The 13,547-nt window shown below is 65.3% G+C and carries 16 protein-coding genes; 12 read left to right on the forward strand and 4 right to left on the reverse strand.

What is annotated here, in order from left to right; all coding sequences use genetic code 11:
- The first annotated feature begins 6 nt into the window (after positions 1–6).
- The 6 genes from AC1KAR_RS13905 to groL all read left to right on the forward strand — a co-directional run bounded on the left by AC1KAR_RS13905 (position 7) and on the right by groL (position 4,778).
- Positions 7–933 (forward strand): prepilin peptidase, encoded by a 927-nt coding sequence (locus AC1KAR_RS13905; RefSeq protein WP_480318633.1) that lies wholly within the window; start codon positions 7–9, stop codon positions 931–933.
- Between the two features lie 20 nt (positions 934–953).
- Positions 954–1,598 carry a dephospho-CoA kinase gene (coaE, locus tag AC1KAR_RS13910; protein ID WP_480318636.1) on the forward strand — a complete coding sequence of 215 codons (645 nt, stop codon included), beginning with the start codon at positions 954–956 and terminating at the stop codon, positions 1,596–1,598.
- Positions 1,595–2,350 (forward strand): cell division protein ZapD, encoded by a 756-nt coding sequence (zapD, locus tag AC1KAR_RS13915; protein ID WP_480318637.1) that lies wholly within the window; start codon positions 1,595–1,597, stop codon positions 2,348–2,350. The genes coaE and zapD overlap by 4 nt, the downstream gene beginning before the upstream one ends.
- Positions 2,347–2,556 carry a DNA gyrase inhibitor YacG gene (locus tag AC1KAR_RS13920; protein ID WP_480318640.1) on the forward strand — a complete coding sequence of 70 codons (210 nt, stop codon included), beginning with the start codon at positions 2,347–2,349 and terminating at the stop codon, positions 2,554–2,556. Before zapD ends, AC1KAR_RS13920 begins: the two co-directional genes overlap by 4 nt.
- 231 nt (positions 2,557–2,787) lie before the next feature.
- The gene (gene groES, locus AC1KAR_RS13925; protein WP_480318642.1) at positions 2,788–3,078 is read left to right on the forward strand and encodes a co-chaperone GroES; all 291 of its coding nucleotides are present in this window, start codon (positions 2,788–2,790) and stop codon (positions 3,076–3,078) included.
- Positions 3,079–3,128: 50 nt separating this feature from the next.
- Positions 3,129–4,778 (forward strand): chaperonin GroEL, encoded by a 1,650-nt coding sequence (groL, locus tag AC1KAR_RS13930; protein WP_480318644.1) that lies wholly within the window; start codon positions 3,129–3,131, stop codon positions 4,776–4,778.
- Between the two features lie 92 nt (positions 4,779–4,870).
- Here the strand turns inward: groL and AC1KAR_RS13935 are convergent, their stop codons facing one another.
- A complete protein-coding gene (locus tag AC1KAR_RS13935) occupies positions 4,871–6,085 on the reverse strand; it encodes a hypothetical protein (RefSeq protein WP_480318646.1) in 1,215 nt (404 codons plus the stop codon).
- Positions 6,086–6,208: 123 nt separating this feature from the next.
- Here AC1KAR_RS13935 and AC1KAR_RS13940 point away from each other — a divergent pair, with 123 nt between their 5' ends.
- Both AC1KAR_RS13940 and AC1KAR_RS13945 read left to right on the forward strand, forming a co-directional pair.
- Complete coding sequence (locus AC1KAR_RS13940; protein WP_480318649.1) at positions 6,209–8,374, forward strand: DUF1631 family protein; 2,166 nt, start codon at positions 6,209–6,211, stop codon at positions 8,372–8,374.
- A 220-nt stretch (positions 8,375–8,594) separates the two neighbouring features.
- Positions 8,595–8,786, forward strand: a complete 192-nt coding sequence (locus AC1KAR_RS13945; protein WP_480318651.1) for a hypothetical protein — start codon at positions 8,595–8,597, stop codon at positions 8,784–8,786.
- Positions 8,787–8,801: 15 nt separating this feature from the next.
- Here the strand turns inward: AC1KAR_RS13945 and AC1KAR_RS13950 are convergent, their stop codons facing one another.
- Positions 8,802–9,707 carry an alpha/beta fold hydrolase gene (locus AC1KAR_RS13950; RefSeq protein ID WP_480318653.1) on the reverse strand — a complete coding sequence of 302 codons (906 nt, stop codon included), beginning with the start codon at positions 9,705–9,707 and terminating at the stop codon, positions 8,802–8,804.
- On the reverse strand, positions 9,704–10,396 hold the full coding sequence (gene yihA / locus AC1KAR_RS13955; RefSeq protein WP_480318655.1) for a ribosome biogenesis GTP-binding protein YihA/YsxC: 693 nt from the start codon (positions 10,394–10,396) through the stop codon (positions 9,704–9,706). Before yihA ends, AC1KAR_RS13950 begins: the two co-directional genes overlap by 4 nt.
- 61 nt (positions 10,397–10,457) lie before the next feature.
- Between yihA and AC1KAR_RS13960 the strand changes: the two genes are divergently transcribed.
- The 4 genes from AC1KAR_RS13960 (at position 10,458) to AC1KAR_RS13975 (ending at position 13,255) form a co-directional block, all read left to right on the forward strand.
- Entirely contained in the window at positions 10,458–11,087 is a 630-nt protein-coding gene (locus AC1KAR_RS13960) for a c-type cytochrome (RefSeq protein ID WP_480318657.1), read from the forward strand.
- A gap of 122 nt (positions 11,088–11,209) precedes the next feature.
- Positions 11,210–11,575, forward strand: coding sequence for a hypothetical protein (locus AC1KAR_RS13965; RefSeq protein WP_480318659.1), 366 nt, complete (start codon positions 11,210–11,212; stop codon positions 11,573–11,575).
- An 82-nt stretch (positions 11,576–11,657) separates the two neighbouring features.
- Positions 11,658–12,653, forward strand: coding sequence for a protein-methionine-sulfoxide reductase catalytic subunit MsrP (gene msrP / locus AC1KAR_RS13970; RefSeq protein ID WP_480318661.1), 996 nt, complete (start codon positions 11,658–11,660; stop codon positions 12,651–12,653).
- A gap of 2 nt (positions 12,654–12,655) precedes the next feature.
- Positions 12,656–13,255: a protein-methionine-sulfoxide reductase heme-binding subunit MsrQ gene (locus AC1KAR_RS13975; protein WP_480318663.1), complete on the forward strand. Its 600-nt coding sequence runs from the start codon at positions 12,656–12,658 to the stop codon at positions 13,253–13,255.
- A gap of 7 nt (positions 13,256–13,262) precedes the next feature.
- Here AC1KAR_RS13975 and AC1KAR_RS13980 read toward each other — a convergent pair whose 3' ends face one another.
- On the reverse strand, positions 13,263–13,544 hold the full coding sequence (locus AC1KAR_RS13980) for a hypothetical protein (protein WP_480318666.1): 282 nt from the start codon (positions 13,542–13,544) through the stop codon (positions 13,263–13,265).
- Positions 13,545–13,547 lie beyond the last annotated feature (3 nt).

Below are 13,547 nucleotides of genomic sequence, written 5' to 3' on the forward strand. Positions count from 1 at the left end.
TTACCGATGACGCTTCCTGGCGCCGAGTTGTACCTATCGCCCTGGGGGTTGGCGATCCTGGGGCTGTGCGTGGGCAGCTTCCTCAATGTTGTGATCCACCGACTGCCTCTGATCATGGGGCGCGGTTGGTGGTCAGAGGTCGCCGGTCAGCTGGGTGATTCCGACGCGCACAGGCAGATTTTCGGCACGCCGCCTTCTCGCACGACCGAAGAGGCCGGGCGATCGCTGGCAGCGGCGCTCACTACGCTTGGGCCGCTGAAGCTCAGCGTTCCAAGGTCGCGATGCCCCTCGTGCGGCCACACGATCGCCTGGTACGAAAACATCCCGGTCCTGAGCTATCTGTGGCTGCGCGGGCGATGCGCCGAGTGCAAAAAGCGCATCTCGCCGCGCTATCCGTTGATCGAGATCTTCACCGGCGTGCTCTTCGCCGCCATTGGCTGGCGCTTTGGGGCCGTCCCGACGACCTTGCTCTGGTGCTTCTTCGCAGCCGTGCTCGTGGCACTGGCCGGAATCGACTGGGACACCACCCTCCTGCCCGACGATCTCACGCTACCACTGCTGTGGGCCGGCCTTCTGGCCAGCGTATTGGGGTGGACGATCCCCCTGTCACAAGCCGTGTGGGGAGCCGCGGTCGGCTATCTGTCACTGTGGTCGGTCTATTGGCTCTTCAAGCTCACGACCGGCAAGGAGGGCATGGGCTATGGGGATTTCAAACTCCTCGCAGCACTGGGTGCATGGCTCGGATGGCAGATGATCCTGCCGATCGTGCTGGGCGCATCGATCATTGGTGCCGTCGTCGGGATCGTGATGAAGATGTCCAGCGGACTGCGTGAAGGCCGCTATGTACCCTTCGGGCCTTTCCTTGCAGGTGGTGGCCTGGTCGTCATGTTCGCGGGCCATGAGCGCGTGCTCGGCTGGCTGGGCTGGGCCTGACTCTCACTCGCGCGGCGCCCATGGCGGCCCCTACTGACTTGCGCATCGGGCTCACCGGCGGCATCGGCAGCGGCAAGAGCACCGTCGCGCAAGCCCTCGTAGCTCAGGGCGCGGCACTGGTCGACACCGATTTCATCGCACGATCGTTGACCCACCCCGGCGGTGCGGCCATCGATGCCATTCGCGCCACGTTCGGGCCCGAATCGATCGATGCATCAGGCGCGCTCGACCGCGCGCGCATGCGAGAGATGGTGTTTTCGGACCCGTCTGCGAAGGCTCGGCTAGAAGCCATTCTTCACCCCATGATCGGCACCGAGTGCGATCGGCAAGCCATCGCCGCCGCCGGTCGCCCTGTGGTGTTCGATGTGCCGCTGCTCGTGGAGTCGACACATTGGCGCACACGCGTCGACCGCGTTGTGGTCGTCGATTGCAGCGTCGACGTGCAGATTGAGCGCGTTGTGGCGCGGTCAGGCTGGACGCGTGAAGCGGTCGCGTCGGTGATCGCTCAGCAGGCCAGCAGGCAGCTACGGCGAAAGTCCGCCGATGCGGTCATCTTCAATGAACGATTGACCCTGGAACATTTGCGCCTCGAAGTGGTCAAGCTGTGGATGTCCTGGACGCGTGTGGAACAATCGCGCCGGTCGAGCGGAGCCGCCTCATCTTGATCCTGTACGAGTACCCCTTCAATGAAAGCATCCGCACCATGCTGCGGCTCGAGCATCTGTTCGACCGCCTCGGTCGCCTGATGCCTCGAGACGAAACGGTCGACCACCATTACGCGCTGGCGACCATGTTCGAGATCATGGACGTCGCCTCGCGCGCCGACCTGAAGTCCGACCTGCTCAAAGACCTCGAGCGCCAGCGCGCCCAGCTCAATGGCTATCGCGGCAACCCTTCCATCTCTGATCAGGCGCTCGATCAGGTGCTCGGCACGATCGACCACGCTTTCAAGGGCCTGAACGATCTCCCAGGCAAAGCCGGCCACACCCTCACCAGCAACGAGTGGCTGATGAGCATTCGCAGCCGCATCAGCATTCCTGGTGGCACCTGCGAGTTCGACCTCCCCGCGTACTACGCGTGGCAGCAGCAGGCTGCGGCACGCCGCCGCAGTGACCTGAACCAATGGGTCTCGACGCTCATGCCCCTGGCAGAGGCGCTCAAGGTTCTGCTGAGCCTGGTGCGCGACTCGGGCGCGCCGCACAAGGTCGTTACGCAAGGAGGTCAGTTCCAGCAAAGCCTGCCGGCGGGACGTGTGTTTCATCTCTTGCGCCTGCGCATCGATCCAGAACGCCAACTCATCCCCGAGATCAGCGGTCACCGCCTGATGGTGCTGGTGCGCCTGATGCGCCAGGACGCCGAGGGCCGGCTCAAGCCAGCCGGTGTAGACACCAGCTTCGAGCTGACCCTCTGTTCATGAACCGAGCGCCCACACCAGCCCGCCCACGCATCGTCGCCTGCCCTACATGCCGCGGCGACAGCGTCTATTCGCCCGAGAACCCATTCCGCCCGTTTTGCAGCGAGCGCTGCAAGAACGTGGATTTCGGAGCCTGGGCGGCCGAAGGCTACCGCCTGGGGGCAACCCCGCCGCGAGCCAACAGCGACGAAGACGGCAGCACGGACTGATATTCCCCGGTCGCCGGCAGCCACCCCGCTGGCATCAAGACCCACCTGGCCGCGAGGGCCTCTTGAAAGCGGTCGGCCGAACCCTATAATCAGACTGCTAGCACTCGTGCAGATCGAGTGCTAATTGCAGTCAGGCCGCGTGAGCGACCTCGCCGCACAGAAAAGTGAATGAGCGCAAACTTTCGCTCATCCTTCCCAGAAGATTGGTTTTTGAGTCATCAAGGAGATGCTATGAAACTTCGTCCGTTGCACGATCGCGTGATCGTCAAGCGCCTGGAACAAGAAACCAAAACCGCCTCGGGCATCGTCATCCCCGACGCCGCTGCCGAGAAGCCGGACCAAGGTGAAGTGCTCGCCGTCGGTACCGGCAAGCGCAACGAAAAGGGCGACTTCGTGGCCCTGAACGTCAAGGTGGGCGATCGCGTCCTGTTCGGCAAGTACAGCGGCCAGACCGTCAAGGTCGACGGCGACGAACTGCTGGTGATGCGCGAGGAAGACCTCTTCGCCGTGGTCGAGAAGTAAACCCTCTTCTCCCTGCACCTCATACCCAACTCATTTCGGAGAGATAGAACATGGCAGCAAAAGACGTGGTCTTCGGCGGTGAAGCCCGTGCCCGCATGGTCGAAGGCGTGAACATCCTCGCCAACGCCGTCAAGGTGACCCTGGGCCCCAAGGGCCGCAACGTGGTGCTCGAGCGCTCCTTCGGCGCCCCCACCGTGACCAAGGACGGTGTGTCCGTGGCCAAGGAGATCGAGCTCAAGGACAAGCTCCAGAACATGGGCGCGCAAATGGTCAAGGAAGTTGCTTCCAAGACCAGCGACAACGCCGGTGACGGCACCACCACCGCCACCGTGCTGGCCCAGGCCATCGTGCGCGAAGGCATGAAGTACGTGGCCGCCGGCATGAACCCGATGGACCTGAAGCGCGGCATCGACAAGGCGGTCACCGCCCTGGTCGAGCAGCTGAAGAAGGCCTCGAAGGCCACCACCACCTCCAAGGAAATCGCACAAGTCGGCTCGATCTCGGCCAACAGCGATGAGTCGATCGGCAAGATCATTGCCGACGCGATGGACAAGGTTGGCAAGGAAGGCGTGATCACCGTCGAAGACGGCAAGTCGCTCGACAGCGAACTCGAAGTCGTCGAAGGCATGCAGTTCGACCGCGGCTACCTGTCGCCCTACTTCATCAACAACCCCGAGAAGCAAGCCGCACTGCTGGACAACCCCTTCGTGCTGCTCTACGACAAGAAGGTCAGCAACATCCGTGACCTGCTGCCCACGCTGGAGCAAGTCGCCAAGGCGGGCCGTCCGCTGCTGATCATTGCCGAAGAAGTCGAAGGCGAAGCGCTGGCGACCCTGGTGGTCAACACCATCCGCGGCATCCTGAAGGTCGTGGCCGTCAAGGCGCCTGGCTTCGGCGACCGCCGCAAGGCCATGCTGGAAGACATCGCCATCTTGACGGGCGGCAAGGTCATCGCTGAAGAAGTCGGCCTGACGCTCGAGAAGGTCACGCTGGCCGACCTCGGCCAAGCCAAGCGCGTCGAAGTGGGCAAGGAAAACACCACCATCATCGACGGCGCCGGTGCTGCGGGCGACATCGAAGCCCGCGTGAAGCAAATCCGCGTGCAGATCGAAGAAGCGACCAGCGACTACGACCGCGAGAAGCTGCAAGAGCGCGTGGCCAAGCTGGCTGGCGGTGTTGCCGTGATCAAGGTTGGCGCTGCCACCGAAGTCGAAATGAAGGAAAAGAAGGCTCGCGTGGAAGACGCGCTGCACGCCACCCGCGCTGCCGTTGAAGAAGGCATCGTGGCTGGCGGTGGCGTGGCGCTGCTGCGTGCCCGCCAGACCGCTGGCACCATCAAGGGCGACAACGCTGATCAGGAAGCCGGCATCAAGCTGATCCTGCGCGCCATCGAAGCCCCGCTGCGCGAGATCGTCGGCAACGCCGGCGGCGAGCCGAGCGTGGTCATCAACAAGGTGCTGGACGGCAAGGGCAACTTCGGTTTCAACGCCGCCAACGACACCTATGGCGACATGATCGAAATGGGCATCCTCGACCCGACCAAGGTGACCCGCACGGCGCTGCAAAACGCCGCTTCGGTCGCTTCGCTGATGCTGACCACCGAGTGCATGGTCGCCGAGTCCCCGAAGGACGACGCACCGGCTGCCGGCGGTGGCATGGGCGGTATGGGTGGCATGGGCGGTATGGGCATGGACATGTAAGTCCAGGCCGATCTCGCAAGAGAAACGCCACATGCGAAAGGGCTGCTTCGGCAGCCCTTTTTCTTTGGCGCTGCCGAGCCCCCCGGCGAAAGCTACGCGACCTGCCGCATCCGCACACCCGGCAGGCGCTGCATCGACCGGCGATCCCGCACATCCAAAGGGTCGTCTGGTGCGACCACGATGTGGCTTGCGCGCCGGATCACGCGATCGTCCGCGCACGGCTCACTGGGCCGCAACTGGGCGTACGGCACGCACACGTCGATGCGCCGCAGGTTGGCCACTTCTGCGTAGGGTGCACTCTCGAACACGAGTTGCTGGAGACCGGCCGCGCCGCTTCGCACCTGTGCGATGACGTCGGGGCGAGGATCGCTTGCGCGCGTACGTGCAAACCGGAACAGGTAGCCGCCCGCTTCATCCGTACGGGCCGCACCCAGATCTTCGCGGAGCCCGCTTCCTGTGTACGCGCCACCGGACTGCTCGGCGGCTGTGCGTGTGTACTTCTGAAAGTACAGCAGCACGTCGGCAGCCCGCTCCACACCGCAGCGCTGACGCAGCGCAGTTGCGCGCATGTCGGCGATCACCTGCAGATCGGCGGCCGACATCGCGCTTAGACCCGCCTGCGGTGGCGGCGCGTTGAAGCGCATGCGCCGCACGCGCGCCTGAAGTGCGCGTGCCATGGCGCGTTCGTCGGCGGGGTCATGCACGACATCCGTCAGAAGGCGAGACTCGACCACAAGCCCGACAGCCGCCTGCGGCAGCCCGGTCGGAACGACGAGCGGCGTGGCGTCGTCACTCGCGCTGCGCAGAGCCATCGGCCGCTGAGGGTAGAGCTTTGCGACGACCTCACCGAAACACGGATAGCGGGCGCACAAGGCGGCCAAGTCCACCGGCGCATCGATCACGAAGTAGTCGTCGCGCTGCGGGTTGAACGGGCAACCGCTCGCATACGTGGCAACGTTGCCGTAGACGAAATGGTCGCGCTGGCTGACAGGTGTCGAACACGACAGCACCAGGTCGTCATAGTCGTTGTCCAGACCACCATCGTTCGACGCCACGTCGACACGCAAGATGCCGGCGTCGATCACCGGCAGGCCGAATCGTTGCGCCGAGTCACCCCAAGGGCGCTTCCCGGGGCGATGCTGCACCTGCAGCGTCCAATGCGCGCCGCGCACGAACACGGCCCTATCGACGATGCCGTCATAGACGCCATCGCCTTCGTCGGCGCCGCTCACCACAAAGCGCTGCGCATAGGCGGCGTTTCGGCTCTTCACGCGTATCGTCCACCCGCCTTGCATGCCGATGGCCATGTCGAATGCTCCTGAATGTGTCGGGAGTGTTCAACGTGCATGCGCGCGACGTCCTTGAACGGGGCTGAAACGTCCTGAAAACCTCGGTTTGACAAGACCACGCCGCGAATCAAAATAGCGCGCATGCCCATCGCTCCGGTGTTCAAGCGCTTCGTCGATGACGAACTGGGTCGCTCCGGTGACTTGATCTCCAAGACCTTCGCGGCCACGCTGGACCAGTTGAGACAGCCTCGCGACAAGCTGCTCAGCGCCAGCGAACGCCAGCATTACTTCAGCTTGGTGCAAGCCTTGCAGCAGAACCAGGCGCCCTACCAACGCCGTTTTGTCGACGCGCTTCGCGCGCTGGTGCTGGCCGATCTCGAACCCGATTCACCCGCCTCTGCCGCAGCCAACGCGTTCAGCTTGAGCGGGCTTGCCTTGATGGACGAAACGCGGGTGGAGTCGGACATCGAGATCTCGCGTGCCATCCAGCAGATCGATACCGGGGCCGAGTGGGAGCTGCGTGAGCTGCAGACCTTCACTTCCACACTGCGCGGCCAGACACACGTCACGGCCGAATCCAACCCGCTGCGGCCGCGCTCGTACGCCAGCGCGTTGTGGCAGGCTGCGTCATCGCTCCCGATTCCACCGGCTCAGCAGGTGATCCTGTTGCGTGCCTCCGCCACGGTGATGGCCGGCTTCTTGCGCATGAGCTTTGCCGCGGCGTGCACGCGCCTCGAAGCACAGGGCGTGACACCCGGCATCTACCGCACGGTCGTTTTCGCCCCCGGCGTGGGCCGCGAAGAGCCCCCCGAAGTCGACGTGACCCAGCCGGGGACGCTCGACGGGCTCATGCGCAGCATGCCCGGGGCGCTGGGCGACCGTGGCGCAGTCGCGCGCGAGCCCAAGCGCCGCGCCCAGCCCATGGCAGCGCCTGCGCTCGAGCAGGCTTTGCTGCGCGCCGAAGAAGCGCTGCGCCGCGCGCCGGCCACCACGCCCTCGGGCGCGGTCGATACCGATGCCCTGCAACTTTCGCAGCATCGCGACGCGCTCGTCGCCACCACCGGCGAGACGGTCGATCGGCAGATCATCGAGCTTCTGTCGCGCTTGTTCGACGCGATCCTCTCCGACCCCGCGCTGCCAGCCGGCCTGCACGCGGTGATCGCGCGCCTGCAGGTTTCGGCGCTGCGCATCGCCCTGCTCGACCCGAGCATGCTCGACGCCTACGACCACCCGGTGTGGGTGTTGATGGACCGCATCGTCAGTGCAGCGACCGGCTATCCGCACGCCCAGGACCCGCGATTGCAAGTCATCCTGCGCTTCTGCGGTAGCCTGGTGAACGAGATGGCGAGCCAGCCGCTGCAAGACAGCGGCCTTTACCGGCGCAGCCTGGCCCGGCTCGATGCCTTTCTGGCTGACCAACTCAAGCAGCAGCAGGCCGCAGCCCAAGGGGCGATCGACTCGCTGACGCGCGCCGAGGACGCCGAGCAACTCCAGCGCACGCTGGCCACACGCCTTGCCGAGCAGATGCGCGCCATCTCGGCAGGGCCGGTGATCCACCGCTTCGTCACCGCCACCTGGGCGCGGGTGCTGACCGAATCTTTCCTGCGTTCAGGCGATCAAAGCGAGCAGACCGCGGGCTTCCTGAAGGCGGTGGACGAACTGCTGTGGAGCCTCAAGCTCCCAGACCATCCGCAGAGCCGCCAGCGCCTGCTGGCCAAGTTGCCCGGGCTGCTGGACCAACTGCGCGAGGGCATGGCCCTGATCGACCTGCCCGCCGCCGAACAGCAGGCCGTGCTCGACGAGTTGATGTCGCTGCATTCCGAGGCCCTCAAGCCCGGCGGCCGCGCCGCGCCGGCAGCGGCGGCAGACGAGAACCTCAGCCCGCAAGAGATCGTACGCCGCATGCGCGAAGAAGAGCCTGCCGCGCCGCCGCCACTCGAACCGGTAGCCTTCAGCGACACCTTGATCGACCTGGGCTCGATGCAGACGGTCCCCGCCGATCTGATGATGGAACCCGAAACTCCGCGGCCTGGAGACGACCCGGCTTCCTGGGTCCAGGGGATGGCGGTCGGCGCGCGCTATCGAGCCTTCGTGCACGGCGCATGGGCGCAGCTCCAACTGCTGTGGCGCAGTGAACAGGGACGCTTCCTGCTCTTTGCCGGGGAGTCACCGCAAAACACGCATTCGATCAGCGCGCGGGCGCTGGAGCGCCTGCGCGAGGCCGAGCTGCTCGGCCCCGCCCATGCCCACTCATTGATCCAGCGGGCCGTGGACAGCATGCTGCGCAACCTCGCAACGCCGCCGTGACCCTCAGTCGTGACCCAGGTCACGCGCAGGCTGGCCCGTCTGGCCAGCACATCGCCACTCCCAACACCCCCTGTCGGTCCATCGCGTGAACTCATTCACGCGAGCTTTGAATACGCGTGCTAATCGCGGGCTCAGGGGGAAGACACGCACCAGATACATCCGGATACTGCCCTCACTGCACACCCGTGCACTCGCCGTTGCCGCCCGCCAGGAGACCGCCATGCGTCACGACACCGATACCCAGCCGCTCAGCAGCCGCCTCTTCACTTTGCTCGTGCGCACACTCGACCCGGGCGAAGAGGTCTGCGTCGAGTCGGAGTTGCTCAAGTACATGCCGTTGTCGCGTACCGCCAACGTGCCCTTGCAACGCGCGCCGCTGCACTTCACCGCCACCGCACCGGGTGCGCTGTAGGCGCCCGGCAACGGCTCAGCGCGCCAATGCGCTTTCGATCTCGCTTGCGACCAGCTGCGGGCGCTCGTGCACGATCCAATGGGTGGCGCCCGGCACCCGCGTCAGGCTGAGTTGCGGCACAAAGGCTTCCAGGCCGTCCAGCAGGCTCGGGCGCAGCGCGCGGTCGTCCTCGGCCCACACCACATGGGTCGGTACACGCACGGTCACGAACTCCGGAGGGAACTGCAGTCCGTGTATCGCAGAGTCCGGCCCGGTGGCAGGCCGCAGGGGCGAGGCGCGGTAGTAGTTCAACGGGCCGGTCAGCCCGGCGCGCCAGACGGCCCGGTACTGGTTCTTGACCGCCTCGGTCAGCCACCCGCCTCCCACCACGCCGGACGATGCACCACCCGAGCCTTCCAGGCGCTCCCAAAGGTAGGCAAAGTCATCCGCGCTCAGCACTGCCTCGGCATCGGGCTGGCACAGCGTGTTCATGTAGGCGCTGGCGTCTTGCTGCTCGGGGTTCGAGCGCAACTCGCGCAAGAAGGTCGCCGGGTGCGGTGAGTTGATCACGACCAGCCGCTTGATCAACTGGGGTTGCAGGGCCGCCAGCGTCCAGGCCACGGCACCACCCCAGTCGTGCGCGATCAACGCTTCGAGTGGGCCACTGCCCGCCTCCCGCGCGATCAGCGCCGACAGGTCGGCCAAGAGGTGCTTGACGCGGTAGGCCTCTACACCCGCTGGCGCCGAAGAAGCCTCGTAGCCTCGCAGATTGGGCGCCATGCAGCGATAGCGCTGGCCGAAGTGGGCGAGCATCTCGTCCCACACGAAGGCCGCTTCGGGGAAGCCATGCAAGAAGACGAGGACCGGCGCCCCCTTGGGGCCAGAAGCACGGCAATGAAGCTGGATGCCATGCGGCAGTTCGGCGTGAAAGGTTTCGATCATGTCGGGTGTACCCAGGAGCGCAACACACAGGCGGCGTCGCCGACGCCGGTCTTCTTGAGTGCCGAGAAGAGCGCCAGGCTCACGTCGGCGTGTTCTGTCGAGATGGCGCCGAGCACCTCCTGCGCGGCCTCCAGGCTTACGGTCGCTTCAGTGCGGTTGAGCTTGTCGGCCTTGGTCAGCAAGACCAGCAGCTTGACGGCGCCCGTCCCCACGCGCGTGGCCACGAATTCAAGGAGCTGGCGATCGAGGTCGGTGAAGCCCAGGCGCGAGTCCACCATCAGGACCACGCCACTCAGGCTGCGGCGCAGTTCGAGGTAGTCGGCCATGACCTTCTGCCAGCGCCGCTTCGCGTCCTTGGCGACCGCCGCGTAGCCGTAGCCCGGCAGGTCGGCGAAGAGCGCGTCGGCCGCCAGCTTGGGGCCGAGCTCGAACAGGTTGATGTGCTGGGTGCGCCCGGGCATCTTCGATGCGAAGGCGAGGCGCTTTTGCTGAGTCAGCGTGTTGATTGCCGTGGATTTGCCCGCGTTGGATCGGCCCACGAATGCGATCTCGGGGAGCTCGGTCTGGGGCAGTTGGTCCAGCTGGCTCGCCGTGGTGAGAAAGCGCGCAGTGTGCGCCCAGGAAAGCGCCAACTTTTCGACGTCTGCCGTTGCCGGGACCGCGGAGGACGAATTGTTTTGCTCGGTCATTCAGGCGTCCAAAGTTGCCATTGTAAAATCCGCGGGTTTTGCATCAAAAAAGACCGAGCCCATGAAGCCCTTCGCCCCCCTGCTGTCGAGCCTGATGCTGATTGCCGCCGCCGTGGCGCCGGTTGCCGCGGCTGAATCCGCAGCCGCTGCCAAGCCTGATCTGGCCAAGGGCCAGACGATCTCCACCAACGTGTGCGGAGCCTGCCACACCTCCGATGGTTCGCGCGGCGCCCCCGCCAACCCGATCCTCCAAGGGCAGCACCCTGAATACCTGTCCAAGCAACTGCTCGACTTCAAGGCGGGCAAGCGCGCCAACCCGGTCATGCAAGGTTTCGCCTCCCAACTGAGCGAAGCCGACATCAAGAACGTATCGGCTTTCTACGCCTCCAAACAGGCCAAGCCGGGTTTCGCCAAGAGCAAGGATACCGTCGGCCTGGGCGAGAAGATCTACCGCGGCGGCCTGGCCGATCGCCATGTGCCCGCCTGTTCGGGCTGCCACGGCCCGACCGGTGCCGGCATCCCCTCGCAGTACCCGCGCCTGGGCGGCCAACATGCCGACTACACCGAAGCGCAACTCAAGGGCTTCCGCGACAACACCCGCAAGAACAGCTCCATCATGGCCGGCGTGATGGCCAAGATGAACGACAAGGAAATCAAGGCCGTTGCCGACTACATCGCCGGCATGCGCTGAACGACCTGAGCTTCCCCCCGAAAATGGCCGGTCTCTGACTGGCCATTTTTCATGGCGCTCGATGGCGCGGTTTTGGACGCCGGCCTATAGTGAGGGTGTCGAAACCCCTTCTTGCCTGAGCCATGCCATACGTCCGCCGCGGCCCCGATGGTTCGATCGAAAGCATGCACCGCTCGGACAGCGGCGGCATGGAGTTCCTGCCCGAGGGCCACAGCGATCTGATGGCCTTTATCGGGCACACCTCCACGGCGCCGGGCGAGTTCGGCCGGCTCGATGCCGATTTCGTGCGGGTGATCGAAGACGTGATCGACACGCTCATCGTCAAGAACATCATCAACATCACCGACCTGCCCGGTGAGGCGCAGGCCAAGCTCTTCGCACGCAAGAGCTTCCGCGAGCGCATCGCGCGCAACTCGCTGCGGCTGTTCGCCGACACCACCCAGTTCGGCGCTGTGATCGACGACACGAACTTCGGCGAGTTCCGCTGAGCCAGATTCCCTGAACCCTTGTAAGGTCAGAGCGTCCAACAGCGACTGACGCTCGCGGGTTTGGCCCGACACAGGAGTTCGCATGCACTACCGCAAAGACCGTGGCTTCGACCACGCAGCCACGTCCGAGATCACACCCCGCGCCGTCTATGAGCGGCGGCGCGAGTTGCTCAAGCTGCTGGCCGCTGGCGGCAGTGGCCTGGCACTGGCCGGCTGGGCCGGGCGCGATGCGCGGGCACAGGTGGTTGCGCGACCCGGCAAGCTGCCGGCCTTGCCGGGAGCACGCAGCCCTGTGGTCGGCGCGGTAACGATGGAGAAAACCACCTCCTACACCGACGCGACGACCTACAACAACTTCTACGAGTTCGGCACCGACAAGGGCGACCCTGCGGACCATGCGCACACCCTCAAGACGCGCCCCTGGACGGTGGCGGTCGAAGGCGAGATCAAGAAACCCAAGGTCTACGACCTCGACGAGCTGCTCAAGCTCAGCCCGATGGAGGAGCGCGTCTATCGGCTGCGCTGCGTCGAGGGCTGGTCGATGGTCATCCCGTGGGTGGGCTACTCCTTGTCGGAGCTCATCAAGCGGGTGGAACCCACGGGCAACGCCAAGTTCGTCGAGTTCACGACGCTGGCCGACAACAAGCAGATGCCGGGCTTGAATTCGCATGTGCTCGACTGGCCGTATGTCGAAGGCCTACGGCTCGACGAGGCCATGCACCCGCTCACCCTGCTCGCCTTCGGCATGTATGGCGAGGTACTGCCCAACCAGAACGGCGCCCCGCTGCGGCTGACGGTGCCCTGGAAATACGGCTTCAAGAGCGGCAAGTCGATCGTCAAGATCCGCTTCACCGAGAAGCAACCCAACACCTCGTGGAACCTCGCCGCCGCGCGCGAATACGGCTTCTACTCGAACGTGAACCCGAAGGTCGACCACCCGCGCTGGAGCCAGGCCACCGAGCGGCGCATTGGTGAAGACGGCGTGTTCGCCAAGAAGCGGCCCACGCTGATGTTCAACGGCTACGAGCCCCAGGTCGGCCAGCTCTACGCTGGCATGAACCTGCAGAAGAACTACTGAGCTTGGGCCACGTTCTGCTGCACCCGGCGGCCAAGCCGGTGTTGTTCGTGCTGTGCCTGCTGCCCTTCGGCTGGTTGATGCAAGGTGCGATCGCCAACACCCTGGGGGCGAACCCGGCCGAGGCGCTGATCCGATCCACCGGCGACTGGACGCTGCGCTTCCTGTGCATCACGCTCGCGGTCACGCCCCTGCGCGTGATGAGCGGGCAGGCCGCGTTGGCGCGGTTTCGTCGCATGCTGGGGCTGTTCGCGTTCTTCTACGGCGTGATGCACTTTCTGTCTTACGCGTGGCTCGACATGGGCTTCGACCTCGCCACCATCGCCCGGGACATCCCCAAGCGCCCGTTCGCACTGGTCGGCTTTCTGGCGTTGCTGCTGATGGCGCCGCTCGCGGCAACGTCGTTCAACCGGGCCATCAAGGCACTCGGCGCGGCGCGCTGGAAGGCGCTGCACCGGCTCGTGTATGTCGTCGTGCTGCTCGGCCTGCTGCACTTCTTCTGGATGCGTTCAGCGAAGAACAACTTCGGCGAAGTGGCGGTCTATGCAGTGGTGATCGCCGCTTTGCTGGGCTGGCGTGTCGTGCGCCGGTTGCGCACCGCCTGAAAAAGCGTCATTGCCGACGGCGCGTGCGCGCAGCGGGCCGCGACGCCGCCTCGACCCCAGGGCGCGGCACGCCGGGCGGCGGGGTGATCGTCTCTGCGGCGATCTGCCACTCGGGCAGCAGGTGCACCAGAGTGCGCGCCACGCTCGCCTTGGCCTCGACGAGCAGCATGTCGGGCGCGCCATCGATCACCCGCGCACCTGCGCGCAGCACCACCTCGGTGGTGTCCACGCCCGCGTCACCGCCCTGCGGATGCGAGTTCCCGGTGTAGCGCAAGACGTAGCGGCCCATGGT

The organism is Piscinibacter sp. PDB1-1 (assembly GCF_056675995.1).